The organism is Streptomyces sp. ML-6 (assembly GCF_030116705.1).
GTDB lineage: Bacteria > Actinomycetota > Actinomycetes > Streptomycetales > Streptomycetaceae > Streptomyces.
The window spans coordinates 2,066,537-2,082,655 of record NZ_JAOTIK010000001.1; the positions used below are offsets into that span (position 1 = coordinate 2,066,537).

Annotated in this window: 12 protein-coding genes and 1 riboswitch; of the genes, 9 read left to right on the plus strand and 3 right to left on the minus strand. The window is 73.6% G+C overall.

The window, feature by feature from the left end; genetic code table 11:
- Positions 1-187: 187 nt before the first annotated feature.
- On the minus strand, positions 188-1,996 hold the full coding sequence (locus OCT49_RS09135) for a protein kinase domain-containing protein (protein WP_283851389.1): 1,809 nt from the start codon (positions 1,994-1,996) through the stop codon (positions 188-190).
- A 219-nt stretch (positions 1,997-2,215) separates the two neighbouring features.
- On the opposite strand from OCT49_RS09135, the gene OCT49_RS09140 reads away from it, so the two are divergent.
- The 7 genes from OCT49_RS09140 (at position 2,216) to OCT49_RS09170 (ending at position 10,400) form a co-directional block, all read left to right on the plus strand.
- Positions 2,216-3,256, plus strand: a complete 1,041-nt coding sequence (locus OCT49_RS09140) for a Strvi_7410 family MBL fold metallo-hydrolase (RefSeq protein ID WP_283851390.1) — start codon at positions 2,216-2,218, stop codon at positions 3,254-3,256.
- Between the two features lie 258 nt (positions 3,257-3,514).
- Positions 3,515-3,588, plus strand: a riboswitch (cobalamin riboswitch).
- Positions 3,589-3,716: 128 nt separating this feature from the next.
- Positions 3,717-4,994, plus strand: a complete 1,278-nt coding sequence (locus OCT49_RS09145; RefSeq protein WP_283851391.1) for an SCO2321 family membrane protein — start codon at positions 3,717-3,719, stop codon at positions 4,992-4,994.
- A complete protein-coding gene (locus OCT49_RS09150) occupies positions 4,991-5,740 on the plus strand; it encodes an SCO2322 family protein (RefSeq protein ID WP_283851392.1) in 750 nt (249 codons plus the stop codon). The genes OCT49_RS09145 and OCT49_RS09150 overlap by 4 nt, the downstream gene beginning before the upstream one ends.
- A gap of 86 nt (positions 5,741-5,826) precedes the next feature.
- Positions 5,827-6,987 carry an energy-coupling factor transporter transmembrane component T gene (locus OCT49_RS09155; RefSeq protein WP_283855727.1) on the plus strand — a complete coding sequence of 387 codons (1,161 nt, stop codon included), beginning with the start codon at positions 5,827-5,829 and terminating at the stop codon, positions 6,985-6,987.
- On the plus strand, positions 6,984-8,702 hold the full coding sequence (locus tag OCT49_RS09160) for an ABC transporter ATP-binding protein (RefSeq protein ID WP_283851393.1): 1,719 nt from the start codon (positions 6,984-6,986) through the stop codon (positions 8,700-8,702). Before OCT49_RS09155 ends, OCT49_RS09160 begins: the two co-directional genes overlap by 4 nt.
- Positions 8,703-8,773: 71 nt before the next feature.
- Entirely contained in the window at positions 8,774-9,664 is an 891-nt protein-coding gene (locus OCT49_RS09165; RefSeq protein ID WP_283851394.1) for an ECF transporter S component, read from the plus strand.
- 319 nt (positions 9,665-9,983) lie between these two features.
- Positions 9,984-10,400: an aggregation-promoting factor C-terminal-like domain-containing protein gene (locus OCT49_RS09170; RefSeq protein WP_283851395.1), complete on the plus strand. Its 417-nt coding sequence runs from the start codon at positions 9,984-9,986 to the stop codon at positions 10,398-10,400.
- 209 nt (positions 10,401-10,609) lie between these two features.
- On the opposite strand, the gene OCT49_RS09175 is transcribed toward OCT49_RS09170, so the two are convergent.
- The gene (locus tag OCT49_RS09175; protein ID WP_283851396.1) at positions 10,610-11,899 is read right to left on the minus strand and encodes an alpha/beta hydrolase; all 1,290 of its coding nucleotides are present in this window, start codon (positions 11,897-11,899) and stop codon (positions 10,610-10,612) included.
- 146 nt (positions 11,900-12,045) lie between these two features.
- Positions 12,046-13,224, minus strand: coding sequence for a steroid 3-ketoacyl-CoA thiolase (locus tag OCT49_RS09180; protein WP_283851397.1), 1,179 nt, complete (start codon positions 13,222-13,224; stop codon positions 12,046-12,048).
- Between the two features lie 282 nt (positions 13,225-13,506).
- On the opposite strand from OCT49_RS09180, the gene OCT49_RS09185 reads away from it, so the two are divergent.
- Entirely contained in the window at positions 13,507-14,826 is a 1,320-nt protein-coding gene (locus OCT49_RS09185; protein ID WP_283851398.1) for a cytochrome P450, read from the plus strand.
- 150 nt (positions 14,827-14,976) lie between these two features.
- Positions 14,977-16,068, plus strand: coding sequence for an AEC family transporter (locus tag OCT49_RS09190; protein ID WP_283851399.1), 1,092 nt, complete (start codon positions 14,977-14,979; stop codon positions 16,066-16,068).
- Positions 16,069-16,119: the final 51 nt, after the last annotated feature.

Below are 16,119 nucleotides of genomic sequence, written 5' to 3' on the forward strand. Positions count from 1 at the left end.
CCCGCGAACCGGCGCAATATCGGAATCTGACTATCTGTCAAAACTGATACCAGTTCCGGTTCCAGGAGTCCACGGGTGCGCGCACGACAGGGGAACGGCAGGGAGCGGGACTCGTGTGCGGCAGGCCGCGCGCCTGCCGCGGAAGCCCTCCCGGCTTCCCTCTCGACGGACCGGGAAGCCGAGGGGCTCACTTCCAGACGTGCACCGGCCCGGGGGCATGGACCAACTTGTCCGCGTAGTTCCGCTCCTTGCCCGCCATCTCGATCTCGATGTACGAACCGCCGGAGAAGACCAAGTAATTGTTCCGCTCGTCCGGCACCTGGACGACCGCGTCGATCCTTTCCCGGAAGCCGGGGTACCGCGCGAAGGTTCTGCTCCAGTCGCCGAGCTGCTGCCACCCCTTCACCAACCTGCCCTCGGGGCCGGTACCGTCCAGTCCGTACCGGGCGTACCGGCTTCCCGAGAACACCCAGAACTCCGGCACGTCCTCCTCCGGCACCGGCATCAGCGCGTCGACGACGGTCGGCGAGTCGACCACGAGCCCGAAGGCGCCCGCCCAGTCGCTGAGCGGCCCCGGTTCCGTGAGCCGGCTGTCGTTGTACGGCTCCGCGTCCTCGACGCGGAGCCGGATGTACCGCGAACCCGAGAAGACCCAGTATTCGCCGTTGGCCCCCGGGACCGGCAGCACCGCGTCGATCTTCTCGCTGAAGTCCGGCAGACCTTCGAAGGCTCCGCTCCAGTTGCTGAGCGGCTGGGGCCCGACCTCCCACCCGAACCGCTCGCGCGAGTCCGACGCGTCGACCCGTACGTACTGGTTTCCGTAGAACATCCAGAGCCGCTTCGTACCGTCCGGGGCGGGCATCACCGCATCGACGCGGACCTCCCCGAGCAGCGGGGAGGCCGACGCCCCGGGGGCGGCCGCAGGGTTCGATGCCGCAGGGTTCGGTGCCTTCGGGGCCGGCTTGCCGGTGCGTTCCGCTTCGGTGCCGGTCCCGTCGCCCTGCCACAGCCGGCTCAGCGCGAAACCGGCGCCGGCCCCTCCCGCGAGCGCGAGGCCGGCCGTGAGCACCGCCCGACGGGACGGCCGACGGCGCGGCGCCTCCGTATCGGCCGCGAACCCCGCCCCCGAGGGGGCCGTCGTGTCGTGCGGCGGGGCTCCGGCCGTGGTCCCGGGGTCCGGCGCGATGGCCAGGGGGCGCAACAGGGCGGTGGCCCGGGCGGCGGTCGGCCGGTCGGCCGGGTTCTTGCTCAGCAGGGCTTCGAGCACCGGGGTCAACGGCCCCGCGCCGGACGGGATCTTCGGCTGTTCCCGCATCACGGCGTGCAGCACCGCGGCGGGCTCCGAGCGGGCGAAGGGGGAACGGCCGGTCAGCAGCGCGCACAGGGTGGCGCCCAGCGAGAACAGATCGCTGGGCGGCCCCGCCGGGCGGTCGCTCAGGCGTTCCGGCGCGATGAAATCCAGGGTGCCGATCACCCCGCCGGGCGTGGTGAGCGACTCGGTTCCGGCAAGGGCCACGATGCCGAAGTCGCAGAGCACGACGCCGCCGTCGTCCCGCAGCAGGATGTTGGCCGGTTTCACGTCCCGGTGCAGTGCGCCGGTGGCGTGCACCGCGTCGAGTGCGGCCAGGAGCTGGAGGCCGATCCCGGCGATCCGGGACGGGGGCATCGGGCCGAGCGCGGCAACGTGTTCGGCCAGCGAGCGGCCCTTCACGAGTTCCATCACCACCCACAGCCGGCCCTCGTGCTCCACGAGGTCGTAGACGTTGACCACGTTGGGGTGGGAGATCCCGGCGATGGCACGTGCCTCGCGATGCGCCCGCCGTGCGCGGTCGGCGAACTCCTCGCCGCCCGCCTGCAGATGCACCTCCTTGACCGCGACGGGGCGCCCCAGGAGCTGGTCGGTGGCGTGCCACACGGTGCCCATGCCGCCGCGGCCGAGGTGTTCGAGGAGGAGGTACCGCCCGGCGATCACTGGTTGTTGCACGTCGTCACCCACACGCTCAAGCTAGCCGACCACGGCGCCCGACGCAGTGATCAATCTGGACTCGACCAACGCTGAGCAAGCCAAGGTTGACGCGCCCAGGAACGCGCGGCGGCCCCACAAGATGGTCGACCGGGGCTACCAATGGAACAGGTTCTCGTTACAGTGGGCTCGGTGCACCGCACAGCCGTACGTCCGGTACGCCGATCAGGCCGCGGAGAGACGGGGAAGCCCATGACCCAGGTGACCGATCACGGCGGGGGCGTGCACAGCATCAGGGTGCCGATCCCGGACAATCCGCTGGGCCACACCCTCGTGCACGTCCTCGACACCGATCGCGGGCCGGTCCTGATCGACACCGGCTGGGACGACCCCGGGGCGTGGGACGCGCTCACCGCCGGGCTGACCGCCGTGGGGACGGACGTCGGCGAGATCCACGGGGTGATCATCACCCACCACCACCCCGACCACCACGGCCTGTCCGGGCAGGTGCGCGAGGCGTCCGGGGCCTGGATCGCCATGCACCCGGCGGACACCGAGATCGTGCGCCGCACCCGTGAGTCGGAACCCGGCACCTGGCTGACGTACCTCGTGGGCAAGCTCACCGTCGTCGGGGCGCCCGAGGAGCACCTCGCGCCGCTGCGGGCCGCCGCGGCCGGGAGGGGCGCGACAAGCGCCCTGCCCGGGTCGCGGGCCGCGCTCCCGGACCGGGAGATCGTGCCCGGGGAGCTGCTGGACCTGGCGGGGCGCCGGCTGCGGGCCGTCTGGACGCCCGGCCACACGCCGGGGCACGTCTGCCTGCACCTGGAGGAGGAGCATCCGGGGAACCTGCCGGGCCTGGGGCGGCTCTTCTCCGGGGACCACCTGCTGCCGGGGATCAGCCCGCACATCGGGCTGTACGAGGACCCGGACGACGCCACGGTCACCGATCCCCTCGGCGACTACTTCGCCTCGTTGGAGCGGGTCGGCCGGCTCGGGGTCGCCGAGGTGCTGCCCGCGCACCAGCACGCGTTCACCGACGCGGCGGGCCGGGTGCGCGAGCTCCTCGACCACCACGAGGAGCGGCTGGCCGGGCTGCTCGGGCTGCTGGCCGTCCCGTCGACCCCGTGGGAGCTGGCCGAGCGGATGGAGTGGAACCGGCCGTGGGCACGGATCCCGTACGGCTCGCGGAACATCGCCGTCGCCGAGGCCGAGGCGCATCTGCGGCGGCTGGTGAAGCTGGGGCGCGCGGAGGCGGTGGCGGGCGGCGAGCCGGTGAGGTACGTCGCGGTGTGAGGGATCCCGTCCTGCGCGGGGCCCCGCCGGGAGCAGCGGGCCACCGGACGGGACGGGCCGGGCCGGGCACTGCTGGGAGCAGCGGGCCAGGGGACGGGACGGGCCGGGCGCCACTGGGGACAGCGGGCCACGGGACGGGACAGGCCGAGACGGACCAGGCGCCGCTGGAGGCAGCGGGCCACCGGACGGGACGGGCCGGGCCGGAGGCCGTCCGGAGCCGCCCGGTAGAGTGGGCGGGTCGTCATCATGCCCGTTCAGGGGGAAGCCGGTGCGAATCCGGCACTGACCGCGCAGCCGTGAGCCGTCGCCGCAGGCGGTGAGTCGGAATGCCCTGTCCGAGGTCGTGACCGGCTCGCGCCACCGGACCCCCGGTGGCCGGCACCGTCGAGGTATACGGGGCCGAGCCCGGTGCCTGAGCGTGCCTGTGCCCGGTTCCGCACCAGGAGAGGCCCCGCCCGCCATGACCGTACGCCGCAGCGTCGCAACGCTCGCCGCCGCAGCAGCCGTGCTCTGTTCGGCCGCCGCCCCGGTCGCCGTCGCGGCGCCGTCCCCCACGCCCTCCCCCTCCGCCGCCCTGCCGTCGGGGCTGTACGGCACGAAGGACCCCACCTACGACGGGGTGTGGCGGCAGTCACTGGCCTTCCTCGCGCAGAAGGTCGAGGGCGTCACCCCCGCCGCGAAGTCGGTGGACTGGCTGGTCTCCCAGCAGTGCGCCGACGGCGCGTACGCCGCGTACCGGCCCGACGTCTCCCGGCCGTGCGACGCGAAGACCGTGCTGGACACCAACGCCACCGCGGCCGCCGCCCAAGCGCTGGCCGAGGTGGGCGGCCATGGCAGGACCGTGGACAACGCGGTGCGCTGGCTGAAGTCCGTGCAGAACGAGGACGGCGGCTGGGGCTACGCCGTCGGCGCGCCCAGCGACGCCAACTCGACCTCCCTGGTGATCGGGGCCCTCGCCCGGCAGGGGCAGCGGATCACCGACATCACGACGCCCGGCGGCAAGACCCCCTACGACCCGCTGCTCGCCCTCGCGATCCCGTGCGGCGGCAAGGACGGCGGCGCCTTCGCCTACCAGCCCGACAAGAAGGGGAAGCTCGTCGCGAACGCGGACGCCACCGCGGCCGCCGTGCTCGGCACGATGGGCAAGGCCCTGGCCGTCGGGAACAACGCCGCGGGCAAGAAGCCCAGCAGCTGCGCCCCGGGCGACGCCCCCACCCCCGAGCAGGCCGCGCAGAACGGCGCCCACTACCTCAAGGGCGCCCTCGCCGAGCACGGCCACCTGAACGCGCCGCCGATGCCGGGGGCCGCCGACACCACCCCGCAGCCGGACTTCGGCAACACCGCGGACGCGGTCGTCGCGCTGTCCGCGTCCGGTCATCAGAACGAGGCGGACGGGGCCGTGGCCTGGCTGAAGAAGAACTCCCGGGGCTGGGCCGAGCAGAACGGCCCCGCCGCCTACGCGCAACTGGTCCTGGCCGCGCACGCCACCGGTGAGAACGCCCGGGACTTCGGCGGCGTCGACCTGGTCGCCCGGCTGAACGAGAGCGGCCCCGCGCCCGCCTCCGTGGTGACGCCCGACCCGGCCGGCGACACCGGGTACGTGCCCACGGAGCAGGACCGGGTCCACAGCGGCGACGACGTGATCGGGGGCGTGTGGTGGTACGTCGGCATCGGTCTGGTCGTCGCCGCGGGCGCGTTCTTCCTGATCAGCGGACGCCGGAAGAACCAGCGGCCGTGAGGCGGGCGGGAAGGGCCGGCGCGCCGCCGGCGGCACCGGGCGTCCTCCTGGCGGTCCTGGCCGTCCTGTCCGTGCTGCTCGGCACGGGGACGGCCCATGCGGCGGGTTACCGGTACTGGTCGTTCTGGGAGGGTTCCGGCACCGGCTGGACGTACGCCACCCAGGGCCCGTCCCTGGTCCGGCCGGACGACGGCACGGTGCAGGGCTTCCGGTTCGCGGTGAGCGAGGACTCCCAGGACGCCGCGACGCCGCGCCACGCCCCCGACTTCGCGAAGATCTGCGCGGGCACCCCGGCGCGGGACGGCACCAAGCGGATCGCGCTCGTCATCGACGCGGGCTCGGCGGCGGATGCCCCGTCCGGGGAGACCCCGCCCGCGCCGCGCACGGCGTGCGCACGGGTCGCCCCCGACGCCAGCTCCGCCGAGGCGCTCGCCTCGGTGGCCGAGCCGCTGCGCTACAACAGCTCCGCGATGCTCTGCGCCATCTCCGGCTATCCGCGCTCGGGCTGCGGCGAGCAGGTCTCGGACGAGGGCCGCGGGGCACCGTCCGGGTCCGCGTCCGGCGCCACGCCCCCGGCCGACTCCGGCTCCGCGGGCAACTCCGGCACCGTGTCCGGCTCCGGTACCGCGTCCGACGCCGTCGACACCTCTGGCGGCGGTCCGTCCGCCGGGGTGTTCGTCGGCGCCGCCGCCGTGCTCCTCCTCGGCGTCGCCGCGATCGCGCAGGCCCGCCGCCGACGCGGATGACCGCCCCGACCGACGGCCCGGCCCCCGGTACCGCTCCGACCGACGGCCCGGCTCCCGGCACCACCGTCCCGACCGGCACCCCCGCCATGGCCCGGCCCCTCCGCGCCCCTGCCACGGCCCGGCCCCGCCACCCGCTGCTCGCCCCCACCGCGACCCGGAGCAACGCCGTGCCCGCCGGGGCCTGGTGGCTGTGGGCGCTGGGGCTGGCCACCGCCGCGTCCCGGACCACCAACCCGTTGCTGCTGGGGCTGCTGGTGGCGGTGGCCGGTTATGTGGTCGCCGCGCGCCGCACGGACGCGCCGTGGGCCCGCTCGTACGGGACGTTCATCAGGATCGGGCTGTTCGTCGTCGCCGTGCGGCTGGTCTTCTCCGTCTTCCTCGGCTCGCCGCTGCCGGGCACGCACACCCTGTTCACGCTCCCCGAGGTGCCGCTGCCCGACTGGGCGAAGGGGGTCAGGATCGGCGGCCGGGTCACCGCCGAGCAGCTGGTCTTCGCGCTGTACGAGGGGGCGAAGCTGGCCACCCTGCTGATCTGCGTCGGCGCGGCGAACTCGCTCGCCAACCCGGCCCGGCTGCTGAAGTCGCTGCCGGGGGCGCTGTACGAGGCGGGGGTCGCCGTCGTCGTGGCGATGACGTTCGCGCCGAACATGGTCGCGGACGTGATGCGGCTGCGCACCGCCCGGCGGCTGCGGGGGCGCCCGACCGGTGGCGTCAAGGCGGTGCTCCAGATCGGACTGCCGGTCCTGGAGGGCGCGTTGGAACGGTCGATCGCGGTGGCGGCGTCGATGGACGCGCGCGGCTACGGGCGCACCGCCCGGGTCCCGGCCGCCGTCCGCCGCACCACGAACGTCCTCGTTCTCGGCGGGCTGCTCGGGGTGTGCGCGGGCACGTACGGGCTGCTGGCCGCGCAGGGCGCGGTGTACGGGCTGCCGCTGCTGGCCCTCGGGCTGGTCGCCGCGGCGGTCGGGCTGCGGCTGGGCGGGGCCCGTTCGGTCCGTACCCGCTACCGGCCCGACCGGTGGGACGTCCGGGCCCGGCTGGTCGCGGGCTCGGGGGTCGTGGTGGCGGTGGCGATGATCTGGGCGAGCGGTGTCGACGAGGCGGCGCTGCACCCGGGGGTCACGCCGCTGACCGCGCCGGTGTTCCCGCTGTGGCCGGCCGCGGCGGTGCTGATCGGACTGCTGCCCGCGGTGGTGGCGCCGGTGCCGCCGCCGGTGGGCGGGGCGGAACCCGAGGAGGGCCAGTGATCAGGTTCGAGCAGGTCTCGGTGCGGTACGAGGGCACGGAGCGCCCCACCCTGTCCGGGGTCGATCTGACCGTGCCCGAGGGTGAGTTGGTGCTGCTCGTCGGCCCGTCCGGGGTCGGCAAGTCGACCCTGCTGGGTGCCGTGTCCGGGCTCGTGCCGCACTTCACCGGCGGCACCCTGAGCGGCCGGGTCACGGTCGACGGGCGCGACACCCGTACCCACAAACCGCGCGAACTGGCCGATCTGGTCGGCACGGTGGGCCAGGATCCGCTCTCCCACTTCGTCACCGACACGGTCGAGGACGAGCTGGCGTACGGGATGGAGTCGCTGGGGCTGGCCCCCGACGTGATGCGGCGGCGCGTCGAGGAGACCCTGGACCTGCTGGGCCTGGCCGGGCTGCGGGACCGGCCGATCGCCACGCTGTCCGGCGGTCAGCAGCAGCGGGTCGCGATTGGTTCCGTCCTCACCCCGCACCCCAAGGTGCTGGTCCTCGACGAGCCGACGTCCGCGCTGGACCCGGCGGCGGCCGAGGAGGTCCTCGCCGTGCTGCAACGGCTGGTGCACGACCTGGGCACCACGGTCCTGATGGCGGAGCACCGGCTGGAGCGGGTGGTGCAGTACGCGGACCGGGTCGTCCTGCTGCCGTCGCCGGGCGCGGCGCCGGTCATGGGTACGCCCGCGGAGGTCATGGCGCTCTCCCCCGTCCATCCGCCGGTCGTGGCGCTGGGCCGGCTCGCGGGGTGGGAGCCGTTGCCGCTCTCGGTCCGTGACGCCCGGCGCCGGGCCTCCGGCCTGCGCGAACAGCTCTCCTCGGCCCGGCCGCCCGCCCCGGCGCCGGTGTCCTCCGCCACCCCGGCGCCCGTCGTCCCCGCCCCCACCGCCGGGCGGCGCGGGGTCCTGGCCCGGCTGCTGGGCCGCGGCGCGCGGACCGTCCCGGAGGCGGAGCCCGTGTCCGACGTCCCGGCGCGGGTCGAGCGGCTGGGGGTACGGCGCGGGCGGGTCGAGGCGCTGCGCCGGGTGACGCTCACCGTCGCCCCCGGCGAGACCGTCGCCCTGATGGGGCGCAACGGGGCGGGCAAGTCCACCCTGCTGGGCACCCTGGTCGGCATGGTCGAGCCCACCACCGGCACCGTCCTGGTCGGCGGCCGGACCCCGCACCGCACGCAGCCGCGCGAGATGGTGCGCCGGGTCGGCCTCGTGCCGCAGGAGCCGCGCGACCTGCTGTACGCGGACACGGTCGGCGCCGAGTGCGCGGCGGCCGACTCCGACGCGGGCGCCGCCCCCGGCAGCTGCCGGGCCCTGGTCTCCGAGCTGTTGCCCGACGTGCCGGACGACACCCATCCGCGCGACCTCTCCGAGGGGCAGCGCCTCGCGCTCGCCCTGGCCGTGGTGCTCACCGCGCGGCCCCCGCTGCTGCTCCTGGACGAGCCGACGCGCGGTCTGGACTACGCGGCGAAGGCCCGGCTGGTCGGGGTGCTGCGCGCGCTCGCGGCCGAGGGGCACGCGATCGTCCTGGCCACGCACGACGTGGAGCTGGCGGCGGAACTGGCGCACCGGGTGGTGATCCTCGCCGACGGGGAGGTCGTCGCGGACGGGGAGACCGGGCAGGTGGTGGTCTCCTCCCCGGCGTTCGCCCCGCAGACCGCGAAGATCCTCGCTCCGCAGGAGTGGCTGACCGTGACCCAGGTGCGCACCGCGCTGGAGGCGGGCGCATGAGCGGGCGGCGTACGGACCCGGCAGCGGGTACGGGCACGGGTACGGAAGCGAGTGCGCGGACGGAAGCGGACATGGTCGCGGAAGCGAGGACGGGTACGGGTACGGCCACGAGGACAGAAACAGGCACGGACACGGGTACGGCCGGTGCCGGGCGGCAGGTGCGGGCGGTGCGGCTCGGGCCCCGGGCGGTCGTCGCGCTGGTCCTCGTCGGCGTGATCGGGGTGTTCGCGTTCGGCTGGCCCCTGCTGGCCGACGGCGGCTCCGGCCTGGCGCACTCCGGGAACGCGCCGTGGCTCTTCGCCGCGCTGCTGCCGCTGCTGGTCGGCGTGGCCGTCGCGACGATCGCGGACGGCGGTCTCGACGCGAAGGCGATCGCCATGCTGGGGGTGCTGGCCGCGGTCGGTGCCGCCCTGCGCCCGTTGGGGGCGGGCACGGCGGGGCTGGAGCCGATGTTCTTCCTGATGGTGCTGAGCGGCCGGGTGCTCGGGCCGGGGTTCGGCTTCGTGCTGGGCGCGGTGACGATGTTCGCGTCCGCGCTGCTCACCGGCGGGGTGGGGCCGTGGATGCCGTTCCAGATGCTGTCGATGGGCTGGTTCGCGATGGGCGCGGGCCTGCTGCCGGGGCCGGAACGGCTGCGCGGGCGCGCCGAGCTGCTGATGCTCGCGGGCTACGGGTTCGTGGCGGCGTTCGCGTACGGCACGGTGATGAACCTGGCCGGCTGGACGGTGGTGCCCCCGTCCGGCTCGGGCATCTCGTTCCACCCGGGCGATCCGCTGGCGGACAACCTGGTCCGCTTCCTCGCCTACTGCGCGGCCACTTCGCTCGGCTGGGACCTGGGCCGGGCCTCGCTCACCGTGGTGCTGGTCCTGACCGTCGGTCCGGCGCTGCTGAAGGCGCTGCGCCGGGCCACCCGCCGCGCCGCCTTCGAGGCCCGGGTCACATTCGACGCCCCCCGCGAGTGAGGGCTCCCACAGGCCCTTGGTCCTCCCCTAACCGGGTTAGTAGCGACCCGGCGGACCGACACCCACCGAACGTCCGCTTTGACCTGCTATGCCACCTTCGGGGTGGCTGGGATCGACCGGGACCTTCGGGGCCGGCTGCGAGGCGGGCTCGTATCCGGGGTCGTTGCGGTGGTTGAAAGCCGCCGCTAACACTGGACCAGTCGCCGAAGACCGCCGGGTCCCTCGCATCGGACCCCGGTCGACGAACCCCGGTCCACCCGCACGGCCACGTGCTCCGGACCGGCGCGCGACTTCCCCCGTACCCGACGTCAGGACTCCCGTGTCGTTCGCCCGCAACATCCTCGCCCTGCCCCGCACCGCCCGTCGCACGTCCGCCGTCGCCGGCGCCGCCGTACTCCTGGGTGCCACCGGTGTCGCCCTCGGCGTCTCCCCGGCCACAGCCGCCCCGACAGGTGCGCAGGCCACGGCGCGGGCGCTGATCGGTGACGCCGCGCAGTTCCAGTGCTTCAGCAACATCGTCCAGCACGAGAGCAACTGGAACCACACCGCGACCAACGCCTCCTCCGGCGCCTACGGTCTCGTCCAGGCCCTGCCCGGCTCGAAGATGGCCTCGGCCGGCTCCGACTGGCGGACCAACCCCACGACCCAGATCAAGTGGGGCGTGGACTACATGAAGTCCCGTTACGGCAGCCCGTGCGACGCCTGGGCCTTCTGGCAGTCCAACGGCTGGTACTGATCCCGGCGGCGGAGCAGGACGCCGTCCGCCTTCGCCGCACTGAACACCCACACTGAGCACCCACCGTCGATGCGGGGTGGCCCCGGCCGGGGCCACCCCGCATCGACGCATCGTGGGTACCGCCCCCCTCCTCGGCGGTACCGCCCCCACCTCGTCGGTACCGTCGATGCGGGCGATGCCGCCCCACCTCGTCGGTGCGGCCCGTTCCGTCAGTGCCGCCCGGCGAGTTCGTCGAACCAGCGGACGATCTGCGGGCCCGCCTTCATGTACGTGCCGTTGTGGTCGACCTCGCCCTGGTCCACGACCGGGGCCCGGACGCCGTGCGAGGCCAGATCGGCGGCGCAGTTGCGGGCGTTGGCGATCGGGACGTCGGTGTCGCCGGACGAGGAGTGCAGCCGTACCGGGACGTCCGGCTTCCAGTCGCAGTTGCCGTCCTGGGCGCGCGCCGCGGCCAGCAGCCCGCCGGTGGGATGCCGCACCTGGCGGTAGTAGTCGTCGGTGAGCAGCTCCTTCAGGGTCGCGGGGAGCGCCGGGATGATCTCCTCCTCGGTGTGGTGGGTGTCGAAGAGCCGGTCGACGATGTCCGCGTACGGCTTCCGGAACGCCTCTGAGGTGCCCTTGTAGAGCGGGTGCAGCCGGCTCTGCGCGGTGAGGTAGTACGTCATGTAGAAGACGGCACTGGTGTCGTTGACCCGGCCGTCGAACAGGGCGGGCGTCTCCGCGTGCTCGATGTCGTAGGGGCCGGAGACCGGGGCGAGGGCCCGGAGCCTGAAGTGCCGGTCCACGCCCCTGTCGAGGGCCCGGCCCAGGGCCATCGCCACCTGGCCGCCCTGGGAGAAGCCGCTGGCGTACACGTCGCCGGTGAGCGGGCGGTGCAGTTGGCGCGCGACGGTGCGGGAGGCCCGCAGCATGTCGACCGAGGCGGTGACGGCGGACCTGGTGTCCATGTACGGGTGACGGCCCGGCCCCTTGCCGAGGCCCAGGTAGTCGGGGGCGGCGACGGCCCGGCCCGCCGAGGCGTGGAGGTAGGGGGCGAAGCGGCCGAAGCCCTCGCCGACGGAGGGCGCGTAGTCGCGGTGGGCCATCGTTCCGTGGGTGTCGGAGACCAGGTCCAGCCTGCGGGGGCCGCCCTCGGGGAGGACCAGGAGCCCGGTGGCGGTGGTGGGCGCGCCCTGCGGGGTGACGGTGCGGTAGGTGAGGCGGTAGGCCCGCAGGCCGTGGCGGACGGTGCCGGTGTCCAGGCCGGCCGAGGCGAGGAAACCGGTGACGGCGGCCCGGTCGAGGGCGGCCACGGGGGTCACGCCCAGGAGGGTTCCCCTGCCGTGCGCCGCGGCGTGCGGACGCGTCGGGTCCGGTGCGCCGGAGGGCTGCTGGGCGAGGGCCGGGGCGGTGCCGAGCGTCGCGAGGACCATCGCGGCGGCGGCGGCCGTCGCCCGTCGTGCGACGCGGCGCCGCCCCTGCCGGGTCCGACGGTTCGTGGGGCTGGTCTCGTTGTCCATGACGACGACGCTATGGGGCCGCGTTCGTCGCGGACATCGGCGTGGGCCCCGGCCCGGGGTGTCGCCAAGTACACCCCGGGCCGGTGGTGTTGCCAGGTGCGTCGCAGTACGGTCGTCGGGTTCGCAGCCGCTGTACGGCCACGAGGTCACAGCCGCTGGATGATCGTTCCCGTCGCGAGCGCACCGCCGGCGCACATCGTGACCAGCGCGAACTCCTTGTCGCGGCGCTCCAGTTCGTGCAGCGCCGTGGTGATCAGCCGGGCCCCGGTGGCCCCCACCGGGTGGCCGAGCGCGATGGCCCCGCCGTTGACGTTGACCTTCGCGAGCCCGTCGAGGTCCCGCTCGAACACCCGGGCCCAGCTCAGCACCACCGAGGCGAAGGCCTCATTGATCTCGACGACGTCGATGTCCTTGAGCGACATCCCGGCCCTGCCCAGCACCGCGCGGGTCGCGTCGATCGGCCCGTCGAGGTGGAAGTGCGGGTCCGCGCCGACCAACGCCTGGGCGACGATGCGGGCGCGCGGTTTGAGCTTGAGCGCGCGCGCCATCCGTTTGGACGCCCACATGATCGCGCAGGCGCCGTCGGATATCTGCGAGGAGTTGCCCGCGGTGTGGATCGCGGTGGGCATGACCGGTTTGAGCCGGCCGAGCCCCTCCATCGTGGTGTCGCGCAGGCCCTCGTCCCGGTCGACCAGGCGCCACATGCCCTGCCCGGCCGCCTGTTCCTCCTCGGTGGTCGGCACCTGGACCGCGTACGTCTCCCGCTTGAAGCGTTCCTCGGCCCAGGCGACGGCGGCCCGCTCCTGCGAGAGCAGGCCGAACTCGTCGACGTCCTGCCGGGTCAGCCCGCGCCGGCGGGCGATGCGCTCGGCGGCCTCGAACTGGTTGGGCAGGTCCACGTTCCACTCGTCGGGCCAGGGCTTGCCCGGCCCGTGCTTGGAACCGCTGCCCAGCGGCACCCGCGACATGGCCTCGACGCCGCAGCTGATGCCGACGTCGATGACACCGGCCGCGACCATGTTGGCGACCATGTGCGAGGCCTGCTGCGAGGAACCGCACTGGCAGTCCACGGTGGTGGCGGCGGTCTCGTACGGAAGCCCCACGGCGAGCCAGGCGTTGCGGGCCGGGTTCATGGACTGTTCGCCGGCGTGGGTGACGGTGCCGCCGACGATCTGCTCGACGCAGTCGGCCTGGATGCCGGTGCGGCCGAGGAGTTCTCGGTAGGTCTCGCCCAGCAGATAGCCGGGATGCAGATTGGCGAGCGCCCCCTGGCGCTTGCCGATGGGGGTGCGTACGGCTTCGACGATGACGGGTTCCGCGGCCATGAGCTCGTCCTCTCCTCACACGTCCGCAGAGGCGTCCCGGCACCCGCGGAGTGAAACTAGTACGCGTTCTAGTTCTACGGGCAGTCTCACGAAGGTCACCCCGGGTGTGCAAGGGTCTTGCACATCACCAACGCCCGTTCCACACCCGCCCCATGGGGTCTTCACGCCACGAATCGGCCACTCCCTCTTGCCAGTTGTAGAACTCGTTACTACCTTTCGGACAACTTCTGATGGGTCGTCAGACAGTGCTCGGGCGGCTCTCGGACCGACCTGGAGTTGCCGATGCCCTGCCCCCATCTGCCCGAAGGGTTCGACTTCACCGACCCCGACCTGCTCCAATCCCGCGTCCCGCACCCGGAGTTCGCACAGATGCGGCAGACCGCACCGGTCTGGTGGTGCGCCCAGCCTGCCGGTGTCTCCGGTTTCGACGACGAGGGCTACTGGGCCGTCACCCGGCACGCCGACGTCAAGTACGTCTCCACCCACCCCGAGCTGTTCTCCTCGAACACCAACACCGCGGTCATCCGCTTCAACGAATCGATCACCCGCGACCAGATCGAGGTCCAGAAGCTGATCATGCTGAACATGGACCCGCCCGAGCACACCCGGGTCCGCCAGATCATCCAGCGGGGCTTCACGCCGCGGGCGGTGCGCAGCCTGCAGCAGACCCTGCACGACCGGGCCCGTTCGATCGTGACGGCCGCGCGCGCCGCCGCCGACGCCGAGGGCTCGTTCGACTTCGTCACCCGCGTCGCCGTCGAACTGCCGCTCCAGGCCATCGCGGAACTCATCGGCGTACCGCAGGAGGACCGGTCCAAGATCTTCGACTGGTCCAACAAGATGGCCGCGTACGACGATCCCGAGTACGCGATCACCGAGGAGGTCGGCACCGAGGCGGCCATGGAGCTCGTCTCGTACTCGATGAACCTGGCGGCAGCCCGCAAGGAGTGCCCGGCCGGTGACATCGTCTCCCAGCTGGTCGCCGCGGAGGGCAAGGGGAACCTCTCCTCCGACGAGTTCGGCTTCTTCGTGATCCTGCTCGCCGTGGCCGGCAACGAGACCACCCGCAACGCCATCAGCCACGGCATGCACGCCTTCCTCACCCACCCCGACCAGTGGGAGCTCTACAAGCGCGAACGGCCGGCCACGACCGCCGAGGAGATCGTCCGCTGGGCCACTCCCGTGGTCTCCTTCCAACGGACCGCCACCCAGGACGTCGAACTGGGCGGGCAGTTGATCAGAAAGGGGCAGCGGGTCGGGCTCTTCTACTCCTCGGCCAACAACGACCCCGAGGTCTTCGAGAACCCGGAGACCTTCGACATCCTCCGCGACCCCAACCCCCATCTCGGGTTCGGCGGTGGCGGGCCGCACTTCTGCCTGGGCAAGTCCCTGGCCGTGCTGGAGATCGACCTGATCTTCAACGCGATCGCCGACACGCTGCCGGACCTGCGGCTGCTCGACGATCCGCGGCGGCTGCGCTCGGCATGGCTCAACGGGATCAAGCAACTCCAGGTCGGCGTCGGTTCCGGTGCCGGTACTGGTGCCGGTGCCGGTGCCGGGAACGGGAACGGGAACGGGAACGGAGCTGAGCGCTCCGGGTGACTTCGGGCGGCGGGGGCCGCTTCTCCCATGCCCGGCCCCCGCCGCCCGTCGTGCACACCGCCCGCACCCCACCGTCCGTCGTGACACCGCCCGCCCCTCGGCCGAACCCCCGTACGGGAGCCGCACGACGACGCGAGGATCATGGCGGGCATGCCCGCCCTGCTCTCCGCCTTCGCCCCCATCTGGACGCTGACCGCCATCGGTTACGCGGTCGGCCGCAGCGGCCTGCTGGGCGGGCAGGCGGAGGCCGTGCTCGGCCGGTTCGTCTTCCACGTGGCCATGCCCGCGGCCCTGTTCACCATGGTCTCCGGGGCACGGCTCGACTCCTTCGCCAACCCCTCGATGGTGGCCTTCGCGGCGGGCACCGCGCTGGTCTGCGGGCTCGGCTTCCTGGTGGCCGGCCGGCTCTTCGGCCGGGGCACCGCGGACCGGGCGATCGGCAGCATGACGTCGGGCTACGTCAACTCCGCCAACCTCGGCATCCCGGTGGCGGTCCAGGTCCTCGGCGACGCCTCGTTCGTCGCCCAGATCATCCTGTTCCAGGTGCTGTTGGTCTCGCCCGTGATCCTGACGCTGCTGGACTCGGGGACGAAAGCGGGTACGGGTACGGGCGCGAGGAAGGAGGCCGGTACCGGGGGCGGCGCGAGGTCCGGGAGGGCCGTCGTGCTGCGGCGGATGCTGGCGATGCCGGTCCGCAACCCCATCATCATGGCCTCGTTGCTCGGCGTGGCCGTCTCCGCGCTCGGGCTGCGGCTGCCGTACGCCCTCGCCCACTCCTGCGACCTGCTCGGCGCCGCCGCCGTGCCGACGGCCCTGATCACCCTGGGCCTTTCCCTGAACTCCCGCCCGCCCGAGGCCGGTTCGACGGACCCCGCGCGGCACCCCGCGCTCGCGAAGGACACGGAACGCCCGACGCGCGCTGAACACCGGGCAGCCCCGGGACACCCGACGCGCACGAAGCGCGTCGAGCGGGCCGAGGTCGTCGTGACGGTGGCGCTCAAGACACTGGCCCAGCCCCTGATCGCCTTCGCCGTCGGCGGCCCGCTGCTGCACCTGCCGGAACACCAACTGCTGGCCGTCGTCCTCTGCTCCGCGCTGCCGACCGCCCAGAACGCCTTCATCTACTCCCAGCAGTACGGCCTGGACATCCGCCCGGCCCGAAACGCCGTGGTGGCCTCGACGGTGGTCTCCATGGCCACGCTCTCCCTCGCCACCTGGGCCCTGGGCGCGGCCCCCTCCTGAGCTGTTCGAGTGGCGGACCGGCACAAATGGGCGGATCCTGGTCAGGCGGCG